Source organism: Streptomyces sp. AP-93, from assembly GCF_022808175.1.
GTDB lineage: Bacteria > Actinomycetota > Actinomycetes > Streptomycetales > Streptomycetaceae > Streptomyces.
On sequence record NZ_JALGBX010000002.1, the window covers coordinates 591,726 to 609,101 of the forward strand.

A 17,376-nucleotide genomic window follows, 5' to 3' on the forward strand; every position below is an offset into this window, starting at 1 on the left:
GAAACATCGGCCGCGTTTCTACTCTTGGGTAGTGACATGCCGACCGGTACGTGCGCAGAATCGCAGCATCCGTAGCCGCCGCAGCGCCGCAGCGCCCACCGGGAGGACGCTTTGCTGAGCACCATGCAGGACGTACCACTCCTCGTCACCCGCATACTGCAGCACGGGATGACGATCCATGGGAAGTCCCAGGTCACGACCTGGACCGGAGAGGCGGAGCCGCACCGCCGCAGCTTCGCCGAGATCGGGACCCGTGCCACGCGCCTGGCCAATGCCCTGCGCGACGAGCTGGGCGTCCAGCAGGACGACCGTGTCGCGACCCTGATGTGGAACAACGCCGAGCACGTCGAGGCGTACTTCGCGATCCCTTCCATGGGCGCCGTCCTGCACACGCTGAACCTGCGGCTCCCTCCCGAGCAGCTGGTCTTCATCGTCAACCACGCGGCCGACCGGGTCGTCCTGGTCAACGGCACCCTGCTGCCGTTGCTCGTCCCGCTCCTGCCGCACCTGCCGACCATCGAGCACGTCGTGGTCGCGGGCATCGGCGACCGCTCCGCGCTGGAGGGCCTCGGCGTGCGCGTGCACGAGTACGAGGAGCTCCTGGCGGGCCGCCCGGACACCTACGACTGGCCCGAGCTGGACGAGCGCCAGGCCGCGGCCATGTGCTACACCTCCGGCACCACCGGGGACCCCAAGGGCGTCATCTACTCCCACCGCTCGATCTACCTGCACTCGATGCAGGTCAACATGGCCGAGTCGATGGGCCTGACCGACAAGGACACCTCCCTCGTCGTCGTCCCGCAGTTCCACGTCAACGCGTGGGGCCTGCCGCACGCCACCTTCATGACCGGCATCAACATGCTGATGCCGGACCGCTTCCTGCAGCCCGCCCCGCTCGCCGACATGATCGAGCGGGAGAAGCCCACGCACGCCGCGGCCGTCCCCACCCTCTGGCAGGGGCTGCTCGCCGAGGTCACCGCCAACCCGCGCGACCTGACCTCGATGAAGCAGGTCACCATCGGCGGCGCGGCCTGTCCGCCGGCCCTGATGGAGGCCTACGACAAGCTCGGCGTGCGCCTCTTCCACGCCTGGGGGATGACCGAGACCTCGCCGCTGGGCACCATGGCCCACCCGCCGGCCGGTCTGACCGCCGACGAGGAGTGGCCGTACCGCATCACCCAGGGCCGCTTCCCGGCGGGCGTCGAGGCCCGCCTGGTCGGCCCCGGCGGCGACCGCCTGCCCTGGGACGGCGAGTCGGCGGGCGAGCTCGAGGTCCGCGGCAGCTGGATCGCGAGCTCCTACTACGGCGGCGTGGGCGGCGAGCCGACCCGCCCCGAGGACAAGTTCAGCGCGGACGGCTGGCTCAAGACCGGCGACGTCGGCGTGATCAGCCCCGACGGCTACCTCACCCTCACCGACCGCGCCAAGGACGTCATCAAGTCCGGCGGGGAGTGGATCTCCAGCGTGGAGCTGGAGAACGCGCTGATGGCCCACCCCGAGGTCGCCGAGGCGGCGGTCGTCGCCGTCCCCGACGACAAGTGGGACGAGCGCCCGCTGGCCACCGTGGTCCTGAAGGAGGGGGCCACCGTGGACTACGCGGGCCTGCGCGCCTTCCTCGGCCAGTCGATCGCCAAGTGGCAGCTGCCGGAGCGCTGGGCGTTCGTCGAGGCGGTGCCGAAGACGAGCGTCGGCAAGTTCGACAAGAAGGTGATCCGCAAGCAGTACGCGGACGGCGTCCTCGACGTCACCAAGCTCGACTGACAGCCGCGGGGCCGGCGGTCCCTACTGCCCGCGCGTGAGCCAGGGCCGCAGCAGCTTGCTGATCGCGGGCATGGCCACGTAGGTCATCAGGGTGCTGAAGACGACGGCGAACGCGGCCGTCCGCAGTACGAAGTGCAGATTCACCAGGTACGGCCCGAGCAGCGCGTTGCCCACGAGCGAGATCGGGAAGATGGCCAGCCCCGAGCTGATCGCCATCTTCCACCGCGGCGGCGCGGGCCGGGCCGTACCCGGCTTCGCGAACCAGGTCTCCATGCCGTGCAGTTCGCGCCGGGCTATCTCGGTGTGGTGGTGCCCGAGGCAGTTCGAGAACCAGGCGGCGCGCTCGGCCGAGTCCTGCCACCGCTGGAAGGCCGCCTGGTTGCGGAACCGGTGCACCAGGAACCAGGGCCCGCCCTCGACCGCCGGGCGGAACAGCCCGTACCCCAGGTGGTCGGGGAAGGCCGAGGCCGTCTCCAGGATCCCGTGGGCCCAGGCCTCGAAGTTCTCCTCGTGGCCCGGATCAACCTGTCGCGCGATGAGCAGGCTGACCTCCCCGTTGTCGGCGGGGACGGTCTGCTCGCTCGTGTCGGTGATGGCCATGCGGCCAGAATGACTAGTTGGTGCCGATCTTGGCCAGCAGGTCCACGATGCGACCCTGCACGTCCGCGGTGGTGGACCGCTCGGCGAGGAACAGCACGCTCTCGCCCGAGGCCAGCCGCGGCAGTTCGGCCGGCTCGATCCCGGTGGCCGTGTAGACGACCAGCGGGGTGTGGTTCAACTGCCCGTTGGCGCGCAGCCAGTCCACGATCCCGGCCCGGCGGCGGCGCACCTGCATCAGGTCCATCACCACCAGGTTCGGCCGCATCCGGGTCGCCAGCTCCACGGCGTCCGTATCGGCGTCGGCCCGTGCGACCTGCATGCCGCGCCGCTCCAGGGCGGCGGTCAGCGCCGTCGCGATCTCGTCGTGTTCCTCGATCAGCAGCACCCGGGAGGGGTGCTGCTCGCTGTCGCGCGGCGCGAGCGCCTTGAGGAGCACGGCCGGATCGGCTCCGTACGCGGCTTCGCGCGTGGCGTGCCCCAGCCCGGCCGTGACCAGCACGGGCACCTCGGCGGCCACCGCGGCCTGGCGCAGCGACTGCAGGGCCGTCCGGGTGATCGGTCCGGTCAGCGGGTCCACGAACAGCGCGGCGGGGAACGCGGCGATCTGCGCGTCGACCTCCTCGCGGGAGTGCACGATCACCGGGCGGTAGCCGCGGTCGCTGAGTGCGGCCTGCGTCTGCGCGTCCGGAGCCGGCCAGACCAGGAGCCGGCGCGGGTTGTCCAGCGGCTCGGGCGGCAGCTCGTCGTCCACGGGACGGGGCACGGTCCGGTTGACCACCTCGACGGCGCCACCGGGCCCGTCCAGCGGCTCGGGGCCCTCGGCCGAGCCCGCCTCGGGGGCTCCTATGGCGAAGGCCCGGCCTTCGGGCGCGGGCTCCGCGAGCCGGCGCCGCCGGCCGGAGCCGTTGGTGTCGGTGGAGGAGCCGCCCTGGCCGAGGCTGCCCAGCGCGCGGACGCTGATCGGCGCCCCGGCGGCCTCCGCGGGGGTGTCCTGCGGCTGCCGGGCTCCGGGTACGGCGATCTGCCCGCTGCCGTCCAAGTCCTCGGGGGCGGTACGGGCCGCCGGAACGGGCCAGGCCGGGGTGGCGGGCAGCGCACGCCGCCGCCCGGTGGGATGCGTCTCGGGGCCTACGGTGCCCTGCGCGTCCGCGTCCGGCCGCCCGGCGGCGGCTTCGGCGCCCTCGGAGTCGGTGCCGGGGGCGCTCAGCACCCGGCGCCCGCGCCGCCCGTTCGCGGCGTCGGCGTCGGCGTCGGCCTCGGAGGGGCCCTGCGGCGGCTGCGGCGGCGGCGTCGGCCCGGCGGGCAGCGCGAAGCCGCCCTCCGGGGCGATGGGCCGTACGGGAGCGGGAGCGGGGGAGGATGGAGGCGCCGGCATCGAAGCGGGCATCGGCGCGGGCGTCGGCCCGAGCCCGGTCGCCGGCACCGGGCCGCCCGGCTGCGCCGGTCCCGCCGCGCCCAGGGCACGCCGCCGCCCGGCGGGGTGCTCCGTCAGCGGAACGGGGAGCCCCGGGAACGCCGGCACCGGCACGGGAGCCACCGGAACGGGCGGGAGCGCGGGCATGGCGGTCCCCTGCGGGGGCACGGGCCGCCCGGGGCCGCCCGGACGGTCGTTGCCGCCGCCGGAGTCGCCGCCGCCGTCGCTGCCGTCGCCGTTCTGGCCGCGCCGCCGCCCCGTGCCGCCGCTGCCACCCAGGCCAGCCGGGTTCACGGGGGACTGGGCCAGTTCCGCGGGAGCGCCGTCGCCGGGCCGGGCGACCGCCCCGGCCTCGCCGCCCCGGCGCCGGCCGGAGGGCAGCGCGAGCGCGCTCCCGCCGTCGGATTCCCGGCCCGCTTTCGCCACGCCGGTGCCGGAACGGCTGGCGGAACCGCTGCCGGAGCCGCTGCCGGAGCCGCTTTCGGCTCCCGCGCCGGCGGCTGCGTCATCGTCGAGGAACGCGTCCACACCGCGCCGGGCCCGCCGGCCGCCGGAGACCTGCCCCGGGCCGCCCTCGGTCCCGGGCTCGGCCGGGGGAGCCTCCACCGGCTCGGGCAGGGTGACCGTCCCGGCTCCCGCACCCAGCGGCAGTTCCAGTACGTACGCCCCGCCGGGAGCGCCCGGTACCTCCACCGTCTGCAGCACACCGCCGTGCGCCTCGACGATGCCGCGCACGATCGGCTCGTGCACCGGGTTGCCGCCCTCGTACGGGCCGCGCACCTCGATCCGTACGACCTCGCCGCGCTGCGCGGCGGCCACCACGATCGTCGAGTCCATGTACCCGCTGCCCTGGCGGGTCTTGCCGGTGGCGTCCACCCCGGCGACGTCCGCGACGAGGTGCGCGAGGGCGGTCGCGATCCGCTCCGCGTCCACCTCGGCCTCGATGGTCGGGGCGTGCACCGCGAACTGCGCGCGCCCGGGGCCGATGAGCTCTACCGCGCCGTCGACACCGGCCGCGACGACCCCGTCGATCAGCACCTTCTTCTTGTCGAGCTTCTCACCGCCCGCGTCGAGGCGCTGGAAGGCGAGCACGTTGTCGACCAGCGTGGTCATCCGGGAGTAGCCGGCGGCCAGGTGGTGCAGGAGCTGGTTGGCCTCGGGCCAGAGCTGTCCCGCGTCGTCGGCGGCCAGCGTGGCCAGCTCCCCGCGCAGCTCCTCCAGCGGCCCGCGCAGGGAGTCGCCGAGGACGGACAGCAGCTGGGCGTGGCGCGCGGCCAGCGCGTCGTAGGAGCGCCGGTCGGTGAAGGTCATGACGGCGCCGACGAGCTGCTCCCCGTCCCGTACGGGAGAGGTGGTCAGGTCCACGGCGACGGGCTGCCCGGCCTTGTTCCACAGCACCTGGCCGCGGACCCGGTGCTTGCGTCCGCTGCGCAGGGTGTCGGCGAGCGGGGACTCCTCGAAGGGGAACGGCGAACCGTCGGCGCGCGAGTGCTGGACCAGCCCGTGCAGTTCGCGGTTCCCGAGGTCGGTGGCGCGGTAGCCGAGGATCTGGGCGGCGGCCGGATTGACCAGCACGACCCTGCCGTCGGTGTCCGTGCCGACGACGCCCTCGGCGGCCGCGCGCAGGATCATCTCGGTCTGGCGCTGGGAGCGGGCCAGCTCGGCCTCGGTGTCCACCGTCTGCGAGAGGTCCCGTACGACGAGCATCAGCAGCTCGTCGCCGGTGTACGAGGGCTGCGGCTCGCGGTAGGCGTCACGGCCGTCGAGATGGGCGGCGGTGACCTCGACGGGGAACTCGCTGCCGTCGGTGCGGCGCGCGACCATCCGTTTCGGGTGGGCGCGGCCACCCTCGTCCTCGCCGGGCCGGCGCATGGAGCCGGGGATCAGCTTGGAGTCGAACTCGGGCAGGAGGTCGAGCACACCCCGGCCGACGAGCCCGGTACCGGGGCTCTCCATGACCTCGAGGGCGATCGAATTCGCGTTGACGACCGTGCCGTTGGCGTTGACGAGCAACAGCGCGTCCGGAAGAGCGTCGAGTATTGCTGCGAGGCGAGCAGCGCCTCGGGATGGCCTGCTGCTCACGACGAGCTTCCTCCCTGACCACAACTACCGGCATGTCACGGGAGGAGTCTAAGCGCACGGGCTCCCGGTGAGGGGGCGGATGCCCGGCGCATAACGCCCGACCCGGGCATCCTCCCAGGTCAGGAACGCCCACGTGGAAGCACAGGTTCCAAGTCGTTCCACCGGCGGATCTCGCATCCGTTCGTCCGGCGGAACCGGGACTCCACCCTGTGGCCATGCCACGTTCCGGTGATCCGGGCCGTGGCGCGGCCGCCGTCCTGCATGGTGCAGAGCTGGTTCTTGGGCTCGGGAGCGAAGGGGTCCTTCCCCTCGCGCGCGAGGGCTTCGAGGCGGGCGCAGGCGTCCTCGGCCCGCGGGTGGTTCCCGCCGGGCGGGTCGCACTCCAGCCGGTACTCGCCGTCGGCCAGTGGGTTGCCCGTGTCGGCCACGAGGATGGTGAGCCGGTCGGGGGCAGCCAGCAGCCGGCTCAAGGGTGGCAGCGGGGGCAGGGGGCCCGCCGCTCCTGCGGCCAGAGCGGAGGCGACGGCGAAAGCGGCGAGACGCAGCATGGGGAACTCCAGGTCGTCCGTACGTCGTACGACAGACCAACGACGAGCCGGCGCCGACGTTCCGCACACGGGGGTGCTTAAGGCTTTGCTCTGCGGGCCGCCCTCCTTGTACCGTGGGAGCGGATTGGTGACCGGCCCCTGGCCTGTGTCATCATCTGCACGCACCTTCGTACGCGGGGGTGTGCTGGAGGCGTCGCCTAGTCCGGTCTATGGCGCCGCACTGCTAATGCGGTTTGGGGCTTACCCCCCATCGAGGGTTCAAATCCCTCCGCCTCCGCACTTCACGAAGCCCCGGTCCTTGCGGACCGGGGCTTCGGTGCGTTTCGGTCCGGGAGGTGGCGGGACCTGCCCGCGCAGACGCGCGCCGGGGACGCCCCGGCACCCAACCGGATGATCTTCTTCCAGGCCATTTCCGCAGGTCAGATCGGGTGGGGCTAATGGATTTCGCGTCCCGGCGAGGTCCATGTATTGTTGTTCTCGCAAGGCCAACGGGGCGCAAAACCCCGGCCAGCCAAGCACTCGTAGCTTAACGGATAGAGCATCTGACTACGGATCAGAAGGTTGCAGGTTCGAATCCTGCCGAGTGCACAGCAGCTCAGAAGCCCCGGACGAAAGTCCGGGGCTTCTGGCGTTTCCGCCGTACAGCAGCGAAGTACAGCAACCGCCTCAGCCGCTGCCACCCATCGCGGAGGGCAGCCGGTCCAAGGCGTCCCGCACATCCTCGTCGCCGGCCGCCGCGTAGACCTCCATAGTCATGGTGATCTGCGAGTGCCGCAGAATCCGCTGCGCCACCTTCGGGTGGACCTTGAGCACGACCAGGAGCGCCGCGCATGTGTGCCGGGTGTTCCGCAGCGGGATCACGCGAAGGCCGGCGCGACGTGCCCGCAGACCGAACATCCGGGTCAGGTTCCCCGGCTCGATCGGGGTTCCGTACTTCGTCGTGAAGATCAGTCCGTGGCCGTCCTGCCACAGCTCCCCGGCAGCCTTGCGATCACCGAGTTGCTGGGCCCGCCGCATCCGGAGCGCCTTCAGGCAGAGCGCCGGTAGCGGCAGGAAGTCGTCGGACTCCTCTGTCTTGGTCTCCCGGTGCAGGATCTGCCGCCCGGCCCGCTGGATCTGGTGGTCGACGTACAGCTCCCCGGCTTCGAGGTCGACGGACTTCCACGTCAGGCCCAGCACCTCCCCGCGTCGCAGGCCGAGGCAGAGCACGAGCACCCAGGCGGCGAACAGGTGGTCGTCCCGGTCCGCCGCATCGGCGAGGAACTGGCCGGCCTCGGCCACGGACCAGGGCTTGATCCGCTTGCGGCGGGGCTTGGGGACCTTCACGAGGGAGGCGACGTTCTTGCCGATCTCCTCCTCGGCGACGGCATGCGTCAGGGCGGCCCGCAGGGCGTCACGCGAGCCTTGGATCACGCGCCGGGACGGGTGCGACTCGCAGCACTCCCCGATGGCACAGCACCGCCGGCTCGCGGTGGCGCGCTTCGCGTCCTTGCCCTGGGCGCAGCACTGGCAGATGGCCGACAGCTTGGTCAGCCACTCGCGGACGTCCCGGACGGTCAGCTTGTCGAGCCGCTTCGTGCCGAGGTGCGGGGCGATGTAGAGCCGGACGTACCCCTCGTACGAGACGTAGGAGAGCGGGGCCAGGTTGGGCTTCACGATCGAGTCCAGCCAGTACGAGAGGAAGGCGGCGAGCGTCCGGTGCCGAGTCGCGACGGGCCTGGGACGAGCTCACCGGGGTCTACAAGAACACCACCCGAGGCATCGTCGCCCTGTTCTTTCGCTGCAAGCCGTCCGGCGGGACCGTGCGCACTTCGGAGGAATTGACTGCGGTTGCGTGGCTCACCCCGGAGGAGGTGTCCGAGCAGATGTCCGAGGTCTTCGCGGTCCGCCTCTTGGACGCCCTGGACGGGGATGGCCCACATGTCCGGAGCCATGACGGCAAGCACCTGGCCCGGGCGCGGTAAGAGTTTCCCTACTTCATCAAGGGCGCTTCCGCCGCCAAGGCGGCGTCGCGCGCCGTCGCCCCGGGCCTGCGCTCCTGTCTGCGCCCCGCTCCAGCCCGGACCGCCGGCCGCGCGCCAATGCGGCTAAGGGCTTGATGGGCTGGGGCCCGTCTGATCGGTCGGCTATCTGCCAAGACCGATGCCTCCGGCGGGGGCGCTCAGGCTCCGGGATGACCGGGGCCCGTCCTGCGACTACCGGCCGGTTCGTGGTGCGGAGGGGAGCTGTCATCCCGCCTGCCGTCGACCCAGGCAAGCCATAGCAGACCAGGCTTCTGGGACCCAGGTCGTTCGTCCAGCAGGGCGCTCCACCTGGGCCCCAGAAGCCTGCCCCGCTATCACTCCGTGTGGGTCGACGGCAGACGGGATGACAGCAGGGGCACATTGTGGCTGAGCTCGCCGCGCGACCTAGAAGCCGAGCTTGCCGAAGGAGGCGAGAATCAGGGCCCCATCACCGGTGCGGCAAGGAACACAAGACACCTTAATGCGCGCCTTTCGGTCGCCTGCCATCTGCCTCGTTTTGGTGCAGCTACGGGTTTCTGTCAGGACGGGGTTCGCGTCGACACAGGTTGGCAGCGCTCCCGGTCAGCGATCACTTTCTACTCGACAACCGGACCTCGCGCGTACCACAAGGCCTGATTGTGATGGTTCGCCAAGTCGACCAACTGGCCGCACCATGCGGACTGGGACTCCCCTCCCCCAAGGGTGTGAGTGACCTCGGGTACCGGATGTTGCAGCTCGCTGAGATAGCCCATATAGCGGCAGACATTGGCGTATGGATAAAACCTGGCAAATTTGGAAGTCGACTTATTCCAGTCAATGAGGAAGCTCGTGTGATGGTGGCCGTTCCAGAAGCCCTCGAATTCCACTTCCAGAGTCTCAGTGCCGCCAAAGAAGGTGGTGAACGTTGTCTTGGCCTTACCTTTGAAAGGGCCGCCCGATGAGATGGGGGCTACGTTTACCATGACATCCAGCCCATTGCTCTGATACAGGTGGAAGTTTCCGTCAAACATGGGATCTCCTAGGTGTTCCTCTGGTAGCACATCCCTTCCCCGACTGTTCGACGGCGTTCGGTTGAGCCGGGAACTGTGCCCGATTGGGTGCACAGGACCACCGCATGTGCGCCTGCGGAGGGCCGGCTGGCGGGGGTTTCTGCGCTACCCGGGCCAGTTGCGCGAAGGCTGGCTGACCGGTCTGGCTAGAGCTACGGATCAGAGCGTGGCCGTGCCCTTCCCGTGCCCGTTCGGTGGGGAAACAGCGGGGAACAGCGGTCGCTGGCGGACATCACTCATACGGAACGGCCCCTGACCGTTCTTGCTGGTCAGGGGCAATTTACCTGCGGTGGGTGTGGGATTTGAACCCACGGTGACATCGCTGGCACGACGGTTTTCGAGATCGCCTAGGGCTTGATTTTCCCGGCGCGCCGGGAAACGTGCAGGAGACCCGGGGGCTTGGCATGACGCCCTCAGGGTTGCTGCCGGTCACCTCTCCGCTCGCGGCCGAGGGCGCGGGAGAAGAGCGCGGCCAGAGGCCTGCGGAAAGCCGCCCCCACCGCTGTTAGAGCGGCAAGGAAAGCTGCCAAGCCGATGAGCCAGTTCCGGGCCGACGTGATGCGGTAGCCCCAGGTGGTGCGGGCGGTCAGCGCGATGTCGATGGGTGGGGAGGTACGGGCGAGGAGAACTTCCGAGTCGCCCCGGTAGGTCTCGACCATCAGCTTGAGGGTGTACCTGCCGGGCTTGCGCGGGGTGATGTACCAGCGCCACTCCACCTCGTCATCGGGCGCGGCGATGGTGCCGCTCTGGGAGCCGAGCACCTCGATGTCCACGTTATTCCCGGCCTCGGAGAGATGCGCCTTCTGCACCCCGCCCACGCTCAAAGCGCGTTGGGCCACCACATCGCCGGGAGGCCACATGGGCGGGGTCTCGCCGCGGATTGCCCTGAGCTGCACCGCGAACTCCAGGGTGTCGCCCACGTCCACCGTCTTCGGAGGGTCGTAGTAAAGGACCCCGTTGAAGAGGGATTTGCGGTCCTCGGCCACTCCCTTCTGGAACATGACCTGGTCGGTAGCGTCGCCGGAAGCGGGAGTATAGATGTAGTGATCCACCGTGGAGAGCGTAAGCATGATCAATAGTCCGATCGTCCCGGCAGTCACCAGCAGGATCCACCACCAAGTCCGTTGTGTTCTGCGCACCAGGCGACCCTATCGCGACACTCCGTTGTGGTGCGGGCGCGCTGTGTTATCGATGGCAGCGGTGGAGCCCTCCGCGGGCACGGAAATTGCCCGTCAGTGATGCTGCGGGCCCTCGTGGCGTTGATGGCCGCAGCATGTGCAGCAGCCTCGTACCGCAACCACCGCAACCACCGCAACCACCGCAACCACCGCAACCAAGGCTGACCGGCGGTGACTCTGAGGGACCGGGAAGCGGCCGGTATGGCTGTCGCTGACCGATCTCGCTAGAGCAACGGATCAGAAGGTTGCAGGTTCGAATCCTGCCGAGTGCACACAGATCAAAGGCCCCCTGGAGAATCTCCAGGGGGCCTTTGGCGTCAGCGGGTGGCGTCAACGCACCCGGGCCCCCTAAGCGGCCACGGTTCCTCCGGTCCCTCATCACCAGCGAAGATCAGCCCGTTCGGCTGGTGATCCAAAGACATCCACCTCTTCCCTGCGATCTCCTGTTCCCGCTCCTGCATGGCCTTGTGCGCCTTCAAGGCCGCGACGCACCGGCCGCGTCAGCCCTTCGTAGCCGCTCAGGTTCGCGGGTTTCAGACGGTTCGGCGCCACCACGGCGATCCAGTAGGTCAGGTAGTCCCCGCAGGGCATCGCTGCGCTTCGTGATGGTGCCTTCGCCGTTGGGTGTAGCTCTCCTCGAGGGACAGGTTGAGCTGGGAGAACGTTGGTTGGGGTGATGGTGGCGTGGTCGGGTCTCTACCGTGGGGGTGGAGGAGGCGACGCTGATGGGGTCGTTGATCGAGGAGTTGGAAGCGCGGGAGGCGGCGGCCCGGGCTCGGGTGGAGGCTCTCGAGGTGGAGATCGCGGAGCTGACGGTGCGTCTTGAGGGTGGGCGGGAGGCTCTCTCGCGGTTGAAGATCGCTCGGGAGACGGTGGCAGAGGTGCTCGGGGAGTTGTCCGAATCCGGGTTGGACACGGCCAGGACCGTGATGCCGCAGGTGTCGGTGGAGCCCGGGGTGCGGGTGGTGGGGGCGATCATGGTGCCGCACTGGCGGGAGGGGCTGTCGGTGGAGGCGTTGCCGGATGTGTACCGGGACATCGTCGAGGTCCTCGCGGACGCGTCGAGGCCGATGCAGGCGAAGCAGATCGTCCCTCGGATCGGGCTGCCGGCGGTGACCGCGAAGATCGAGGGGACGCGGGGGAAGCTGAAGCGGCTGGTGGAGCGGGGCTGGCTGGTGGAGGAGCGGCCCGGGCTGTTCACGGCGGCGCATCCGGTGTCGGGATGAGGATCGGTGAACTCCCGGAACGATAAAGGCTCTTCTCTCTACCTTCGGAGGTAACCAGCCAAACCGAAGGACAGAAAGAAGAGCCGTGATGGAACCGTACGACGCCTGGGATGCCAGTGGTCCGTTCGCTCCCGCTGCGAGGGCCTTTGACCGCCTGACGAGTGCCCTGTCCGGGGCGGCGAGGGGCGATTCGCGCCATCACGAGGTGGAGTTGCTGATCGAGGCGGAGGGCCGCGAGGTACTGCGGCTGCTGTTCCAGGGATTCCTCGATCAGCGGGAAGCGCGGGAGCGGGAAGAGAGCGCGCGGGAGGTCCGGGGCGGCGAGGGGCGGTTGCGTCCGCACCGGGAGCCCGGCCATCACAGGTCTCTGGCCTGTGTGTTCGGGACGGTCACGGTGGGCCGGGTCGCGTGGCGGGGCAAGCCGCTGGGCAATGTCCATCCGGCCGATGCCGAACTGTCGCTGCCCGCGGGTCTGCACTCCCATGGCCTGCGCCGGCTCGCCGTCCTGGAAGCGGTCCGCGGCTCCTATGACCAGGCGAAGGCGGCGATCGACCGTCGGTGCGGGAAGGTGATGGGCAAACGCCAGACCGAACAACTGGTCGTGGCCGCGGCCGGCGACATCGACTCCTTCTACCGGCAGAAGATTCCCTTGCCGGCGACCGCGGCGACCGCGCTCGTCCTCCAGGTCGACGGCAAGGGCATCGTCATGCGGCCCGAGGCCCTGCGGCCGGCGACGTTGAAGGCGCACCTGGCCAAGGAACCGGCGATGCGGACCCGGCTCGTACCGGGCGAGAAGCCGCACCGCAAACGGATGGCCACCCTGGCCTGCGTGTTCGACGCCGACCCCGCCCCCAGACGGCCGCACGACATCATCGCCCCACCAACAGGCCGCACCGGATCCCGGGCGCCGCGGCCGGGACCGAAGGCACGGGCGAAGTGGCTGTGCGGTTCGGTGATCCACCCGCCCGAGCACACAATCGCCGCCGCTTTCGACCAGGCCGAGGCCCGCGACCGCGATCACGCTCGCCACTGGGTCGTCCTCGTCGACGGCGCCCGCCACCAACTCGACCTGATCGCCGCCGAAGCGAGCCGGCGCGAGGTCACCGTCCACGTTCTGCTCGACATCGTGCACGTCTCGGAGTACGTCTGGACGGCCGCGCACGGCTTCCACCAGGCCGGCACCGCCGAGGCCGAAGCCTGGGTCGCCGGCCACCTGACGACGATCCTGCACGGCCAGGCCGCCCGCGCCGCCGCCGAGATCACCACCCAGGCCGAACGTGACGGACTACGTGGAGCGAAACGCCAGGCCGCTGACGCCTGCGTCCGCTACCTCACCGGCCACCTCGACCAACTCCACTACGACACCGCCCTCGCCGCCGGCTGGCCGATCGCCACCGGGGCGATCGAGGGCGCATGCAGGCATCTCATCGGCGACCGCCTCGAGATCACCGGCGCCCGCTGGGGTCTCACCGGCGCCGAAGCCGTCCTCAAACTCCGCGCGCTCAACGACAACGGCGATTTCGAGGAGTACTGGCGCTATCACCTCGCCCGCGAGCACGAACGCCTCTATCCCCCCCGACCAGCACAAATACCACCTCACGGCCTAGCCGGCGATCTTCTCCCCCCCGAACTACACCCATTCGAGTTGCCCCATCGGCCTTCAGTACCCAGGCTGGCTATAGCAGGGTTCTCCGACTCAGGTCAGCCTCTCAACCCAATCGTGGTGGTGACCGATGAAAGGTATGAGAATCCCAGGGCCCTTCCCCGGCCCGTTCATTAACCTGGGTCCGATCATCGACCCACCTTTCACTGATGCATATCAGTGGCCGACGCCCGATGTTCCGGATGACGTCCGACCCGTCGAGAGCGCCACATTCGAACCACCGCTGAGTGACGAACTGGCCATGCGGGCTCAGGAGGTTGCACTTGACTCCAACGAGATGTCAAGTCAGCTCGCGGGAATGCACTATGAAGTAATGGGCGTAACGCTCTTGTGGGCGGGAAAGGAAGAGCCGCCGCAACCGGTCGTCGTGGTCTATCGATACAACGACGATGTGGTCTTGGAGGCGGCTCTCGACCCGGAAGCGCAACGGGTGGTCGAACTGGCGAAGAAGCACTACCAGCCGCCGCTCAGCCCGGCAGAGGAAGAGCGCGCCAGGGAGCTGGTAGCCGAACACGCCGTGCTGGTCAAGGCGGGGATTGACGTGGCGCATGGTCATGGAATCGCGATAAGCGAAGAGCTACCCAAAAGTCCCAGGCGAGGCCACCGCCTTGAGGATTTGCGGTTCGGACCGGAGGAACACCGCTGGCCAAGCGCGTGGGCGGTAGTTGACCTGAGCGCCGGCGATGTCGTGACAATCGGCGTCTACCCCCAGAGTTACTCTGTGAACTCTCCGATGACGGGGGGATGACATGAAATCCGGATTTATTAATTGGCCGTGGGAGGATCCGATCTGGACGTTCCACTGGTGGATCGCCGATTTCCCCGGTGAGGGCACAGTCTTTTCTCAGGTGAAATATCGCGGCCGCAAGATCTTCCACAAGGCTAGCGTGCCGCTGATTCGAGTGCATTACGACGGAAATCACGGACCCTACAAAGATTCCCTGAATGCACACAACCTGAGCTACATCAAAATCTACCAGTGCCAGATTTCCGGCCTGCTCACCTTGGCAGTGGACGCGTATCACAAGGGAGGCAGCCTCGGACGCTACCACCTCCTGAATCGCTGGCTATTCCTGTCCGATGGCACCATTCTTCCTCAGCTTCACAGTGCGGGGCTTCAACACGATGCCAACCATCGCCACCATGTCTACTGGCGCTTCGACTTCGACATCGACGGAGCATCCTCCGACCTGGCCTTGTATCACTCAAACTGGGCGCTGGACTGGGGATACGGCCCCGGTTGGTGGCCCATCGAATCGGAGAGCTGGCTCCTCAAGAGCCCTGGAGAGCGCGCATGGGCAGTAATGAATACCCCAAACGGCCCCGGCTACGTGATCACGCCTGGACCCTTTGATGGGAGAGCCGACTCTTTCTCCCTCGCTGACGCATATGTCCTTCGATACCGCGGCAGCGAAGATCTTCAAGGAGCTCTCGGGAGTCGATATAGCGATGACCTGAAAACCCTAATGAAAGAAATGGAAAGCACCGACAAGACTGACATCGTGTTCTGGTATATCGCACACCTCCCCCATGTAGCACACGACAACGGAGACGAGTGGCACGTGTGCGGGCCGATCCTCAGACGTTTCGGTGTCTGAGCCACAGAAAGCAAGCCAGGATAGAGCAGAAGGCTGGCCCCCCATGACATCTAATTCGGATGAGAACAAGGCATTGACCCTGCTTACTGCCATTGTGGCGGGCGATGCAGATATTCAAGACGGCGTGGCCGAACTCAAGAATGAAGGAATCGTGTCCACGGGAGATCTGCTCTCGGCGCTAAGTGAGGGACTCAGACTCCTCGAAACCGACGAAGAAAATGTCGGACAGCCTCTAAGCCTTGAGCTTACACGCAGGGAAACACCTCGAGAGCTCGTATCCGCCATCGTGCAAAGAATCCCAGAGGTCCCATTCGTCCTCAACGGAACAGTATATGACCCGGAAGACATCACCCGCTTCAATGGCAAAGAGCTCCATTTTGTGGCGTCGCCGGAGGGCGATCACATGCTGGTGCTAGACGATCGAGAACTGTTCGCGAGTTGGCGCCAGCTCACCTTCCTTGAACAATATCGGCACGGTCGTTGCTTGCCCCCCATTACCGAGCCCCTATCGTCAAGCCTCTTCGCAAGGGCCGCCCCCCCGTTCCCTCAAACGGGATTCAATGAACACATAAACTTCGAAGGAGATTGGAAAAATCTGCGGAAGAATCGGGGGTTCAGGAAACTGGGCAGTTGGAACGACGAGATCTCTTCCTTCAAGATGGTGGGAACTCGGGTGACTGAACTGTATGAGCACAACGACTATTTGGGGGAAACGTTCACGAGGGTGTTGGCGTGGGAGGGGGACGCGTACTTCGAGGAAAGAAACTTGCACAATTACGGGTGGGGAGATCGCGCTAGTTCTGTCGGAACTTGGTAGGCGGCACCCGGCGGCCCGGCGGCCGTGAGCCACCCAGGGGGCTGTCGATAAATAACTCCTCGGTTTCATAGGTCCGTTGGCTCGTAGGATGCGGGGGTCGACGGTCTCGCGTGGACTGCGTGAGCTGGAGCGGGGCGGGGAGAGCGACGGTCGGGTCCGGGTGGCCGGCGCGGGCCGCAATCGGCTGCGGGATCTCGACCCGGAGTTGGTGCCGGACCTGCTGGCGCTGGTCGAGCCCGATGAGCGGGGGGATCCGGAGTCTGCGTTGCGGTGGACGGTGAAGTCCACCCGCGCCCTGGCGGCGGAGCTGTCCGGGCAGGGGCGGCGGGTCGGGCATGACACCGTGGCCACGCTGCTGAAGGACGAGGGGTTCTCCCTGCAGGCCACCTCGCGCACCACCGAGGGAGCCCGCCACCCCGATCGTGACGCCCAGTTCCGCTACATCAATGACCAGGTCACGGCGTATCTCGCGGACGGGCAGCCGGTCATCAGTGTGGATGCGAAGAAGAAGGAGACGCTGGGCCGCTACGCGGTTATCGGGCGGGAATGGCACCGGGCCGGGCAGCCTGTGGAGGTTCGGGCCCACGACTTTCCCGAGAAGGGTGCTCTCAAGGCGGTTCCGTACGGGATCTACGACATCGGCGCGGATGCCGGCTGGGTGGCGGTGGGGTGCGACGGCGACACGTCCGCCTTCGCCGTGGCCACCCTGCGCCGCTGGTGGGACGGGGAGGGACGGCACCGCTACCCGGACGCCTCCCGGCTGCTGATCACCGCCGACGCGGGCGGCTCCAACGGCTACCGGGTGCGGGCCTGGAAGAAGGAGCTCGCCGCTTTCGCCCTGGCCAGCGGGCTGCAAGTGACGGTCTGTCACTTTCCGCCGGGCACGTCGAAGTGGAACAAGATAGAGCACCGACTGTTCTCCCAGATCAGCATCAACTGGCGGGAACGCCCGCTGACCAGCCACGAAGTCGTGGTCTCCACCATCGGCGCCACCCGGACGCGCACCGGGCTCACCGTCCACGCCGAACTCGACCCCGGCACCTACCCCACCGGCGTCACCGTCCCCGACAGCATCATGAACCGCCTGCCCCTCACCCCGCACGAGTGGCACGGCACCTGGAACTACACCCTGCGCCCGGAGCCGCTCGCCCCGCCCGATCCTGCGGCCACTCCGCCCCATGACCCGGCCTTCGGCCGGTTCCCCGCCGGCGACAAGACCCCCGCCTGGCTGCGTCATCCAAGCCTCACCGGCCTGGAGCCCGCGGCCTTCGACGGCCTCGTCGCCCGCTACCGCACCTGGTGCACGGAGCACCCTCCCGTCCTGCTCCCCGGGAAACGACCCGACGGCGGCCCCGGCGCGGGGGGGGTGTCTCTATGTCCTTCGTCAAGGACGTGGTGCCGGGTATCGGGCTGTTTTGGGTGGTCATGCGGCGAGGG

General features: G+C 68.5%; 10 protein-coding genes, 2 tRNA genes and 4 pseudogenes. 10 read left to right on the top strand and 6 right to left on the bottom strand.

What is annotated here, in order from left to right; genetic code table 11:
• Positions 1-111: 111 nt before the first annotated feature.
• On the top strand, positions 112-1,761 hold the full coding sequence (locus MTF69_RS05945) for a long-chain fatty acid--CoA ligase (protein ID WP_243331315.1): 1,650 nt from the start codon (positions 112-114) through the stop codon (positions 1,759-1,761).
• Between the two features lie 21 nt (positions 1,762-1,782).
• Here MTF69_RS05945 and MTF69_RS05950 read toward each other — a convergent pair whose 3' ends face one another.
• The 3 genes from MTF69_RS05950 to MTF69_RS05960 all read right to left on the bottom strand — a co-directional run bounded on the left by MTF69_RS05950 (position 1,783) and on the right by MTF69_RS05960 (position 6,405).
• Entirely contained in the window at positions 1,783-2,361 is a 579-nt protein-coding gene (locus MTF69_RS05950) for an antibiotic biosynthesis monooxygenase (RefSeq protein ID WP_243331317.1), read from the bottom strand.
• A 13-nt stretch (positions 2,362-2,374) separates the two neighbouring features.
• Positions 2,375-5,857 carry a PAS domain-containing protein gene (locus tag MTF69_RS05955; RefSeq protein ID WP_243331319.1) on the bottom strand — a complete coding sequence of 1,161 codons (3,483 nt, stop codon included), beginning with the start codon at positions 5,855-5,857 and terminating at the stop codon, positions 2,375-2,377.
• Positions 5,858-5,976: 119 nt separating this feature from the next.
• Positions 5,977-6,405, bottom strand: a complete 429-nt coding sequence (locus MTF69_RS05960; protein ID WP_243331320.1) for an SSI family serine proteinase inhibitor — start codon at positions 6,403-6,405, stop codon at positions 5,977-5,979.
• Positions 6,406-6,591: 186 nt separating this feature from the next.
• On the opposite strand from MTF69_RS05960, the gene MTF69_RS05965 reads away from it, so the two are divergent.
• A tRNA-Ser gene (locus tag MTF69_RS05965) sits at positions 6,592-6,682 on the top strand.
• Between the two features lie 238 nt (positions 6,683-6,920).
• Positions 6,921-6,993 (top strand) — tRNA-Arg (locus tag MTF69_RS05970).
• A 78-nt stretch (positions 6,994-7,071) separates the two neighbouring features.
• Here MTF69_RS05970 and MTF69_RS05975 read toward each other — a convergent pair.
• A pseudogene (locus MTF69_RS05975) lies at positions 7,072-8,133 on the bottom strand (tyrosine-type recombinase/integrase); the annotation flags it as partial.
• On the opposite strand from MTF69_RS05975, the pseudogene MTF69_RS05980 reads away from it, so the two are divergent.
• Positions 8,127-8,369, top strand: a pseudogene (locus MTF69_RS05980) (NUDIX hydrolase); the annotation flags it as partial. The pseudogenes MTF69_RS05975 and MTF69_RS05980 overlap by 7 nt on opposite strands.
• Before the next feature lie 635 nt (positions 8,370-9,004).
• On the opposite strand, the gene MTF69_RS05985 reads toward MTF69_RS05980, so the two are convergent.
• Together MTF69_RS05985 and MTF69_RS05990 are read right to left on the bottom strand one after the other, a co-directional pair.
• The gene (locus MTF69_RS05985; RefSeq protein WP_243331325.1) at positions 9,005-9,418 is read right to left on the bottom strand and encodes a hypothetical protein; all 414 of its coding nucleotides are present in this window, start codon (positions 9,416-9,418) and stop codon (positions 9,005-9,007) included.
• Between the two features lie 452 nt (positions 9,419-9,870).
• Positions 9,871-10,527, bottom strand: a complete 657-nt coding sequence (locus tag MTF69_RS05990) for a hypothetical protein (protein WP_243331327.1) — start codon at positions 10,525-10,527, stop codon at positions 9,871-9,873.
• An 815-nt stretch (positions 10,528-11,342) separates the two neighbouring features.
• On the opposite strand from MTF69_RS05990, the gene MTF69_RS05995 reads away from it, so the two are divergent.
• The 6 genes and pseudogenes from MTF69_RS05995 to MTF69_RS06020 all read left to right on the top strand — a co-directional run.
• A complete protein-coding gene (locus MTF69_RS05995; protein WP_243331329.1) occupies positions 11,343-11,861 on the top strand; it encodes a hypothetical protein in 519 nt (172 codons plus the stop codon).
• A gap of 88 nt (positions 11,862-11,949) precedes the next feature.
• Positions 11,950-13,468 (top strand): annotated as a pseudogene (locus tag MTF69_RS06000) (ISKra4 family transposase).
• Positions 13,469-13,594: 126 nt separating this feature from the next.
• On the top strand, positions 13,595-14,272 hold the full coding sequence (locus MTF69_RS06005; protein WP_243331331.1) for a hypothetical protein: 678 nt from the start codon (positions 13,595-13,597) through the stop codon (positions 14,270-14,272).
• Position 14,273: 1 nt separating this feature from the next.
• A complete protein-coding gene (locus MTF69_RS06010) occupies positions 14,274-15,122 on the top strand; it encodes a hypothetical protein (RefSeq protein WP_243331333.1) in 849 nt (282 codons plus the stop codon).
• Between the two features lie 43 nt (positions 15,123-15,165).
• Positions 15,166-15,939 (top strand): hypothetical protein, encoded by a 774-nt coding sequence (locus MTF69_RS06015; RefSeq protein WP_243331334.1) that lies wholly within the window; start codon positions 15,166-15,168, stop codon positions 15,937-15,939.
• A gap of 79 nt (positions 15,940-16,018) precedes the next feature.
• Positions 16,019-17,376: pseudogene (locus MTF69_RS06020) on the top strand (ISAzo13 family transposase); the annotation flags it as partial.

Coding starts and splice junctions, on each gene's coding strand:
- MTF69_RS05950 (WP_243331317.1), bottom strand. CDS start 2,361: ATGGCCATCACCGACACGAGCGAGCAGACCGTCCCCGCCGACAACGGG.
- MTF69_RS05960 (WP_243331320.1), bottom strand. CDS start 6,405: ATGCTGCGTCTCGCCGCTTTCGCCGTCGCCTCCGCTCTGGCCGCAGGA.
- MTF69_RS05985 (WP_243331325.1), bottom strand. CDS start 9,418: ATGTTTGACGGAAACTTCCACCTGTATCAGAGCAATGGGCTGGATGTC.
- MTF69_RS05990 (WP_243331327.1), bottom strand. CDS start 10,527: ATGCTTACGCTCTCCACGGTGGATCACTACATCTATACTCCCGCTTCC.
- MTF69_RS06005 (WP_243331331.1), top strand. CDS start 13,595: ATGAAAGGTATGAGAATCCCAGGGCCCTTCCCCGGCCCGTTCATTAAC.
- MTF69_RS06010 (WP_243331333.1), top strand. CDS start 14,274: ATGAAATCCGGATTTATTAATTGGCCGTGGGAGGATCCGATCTGGACG.
- MTF69_RS06015 (WP_243331334.1), top strand. CDS start 15,166: ATGACATCTAATTCGGATGAGAACAAGGCATTGACCCTGCTTACTGCC.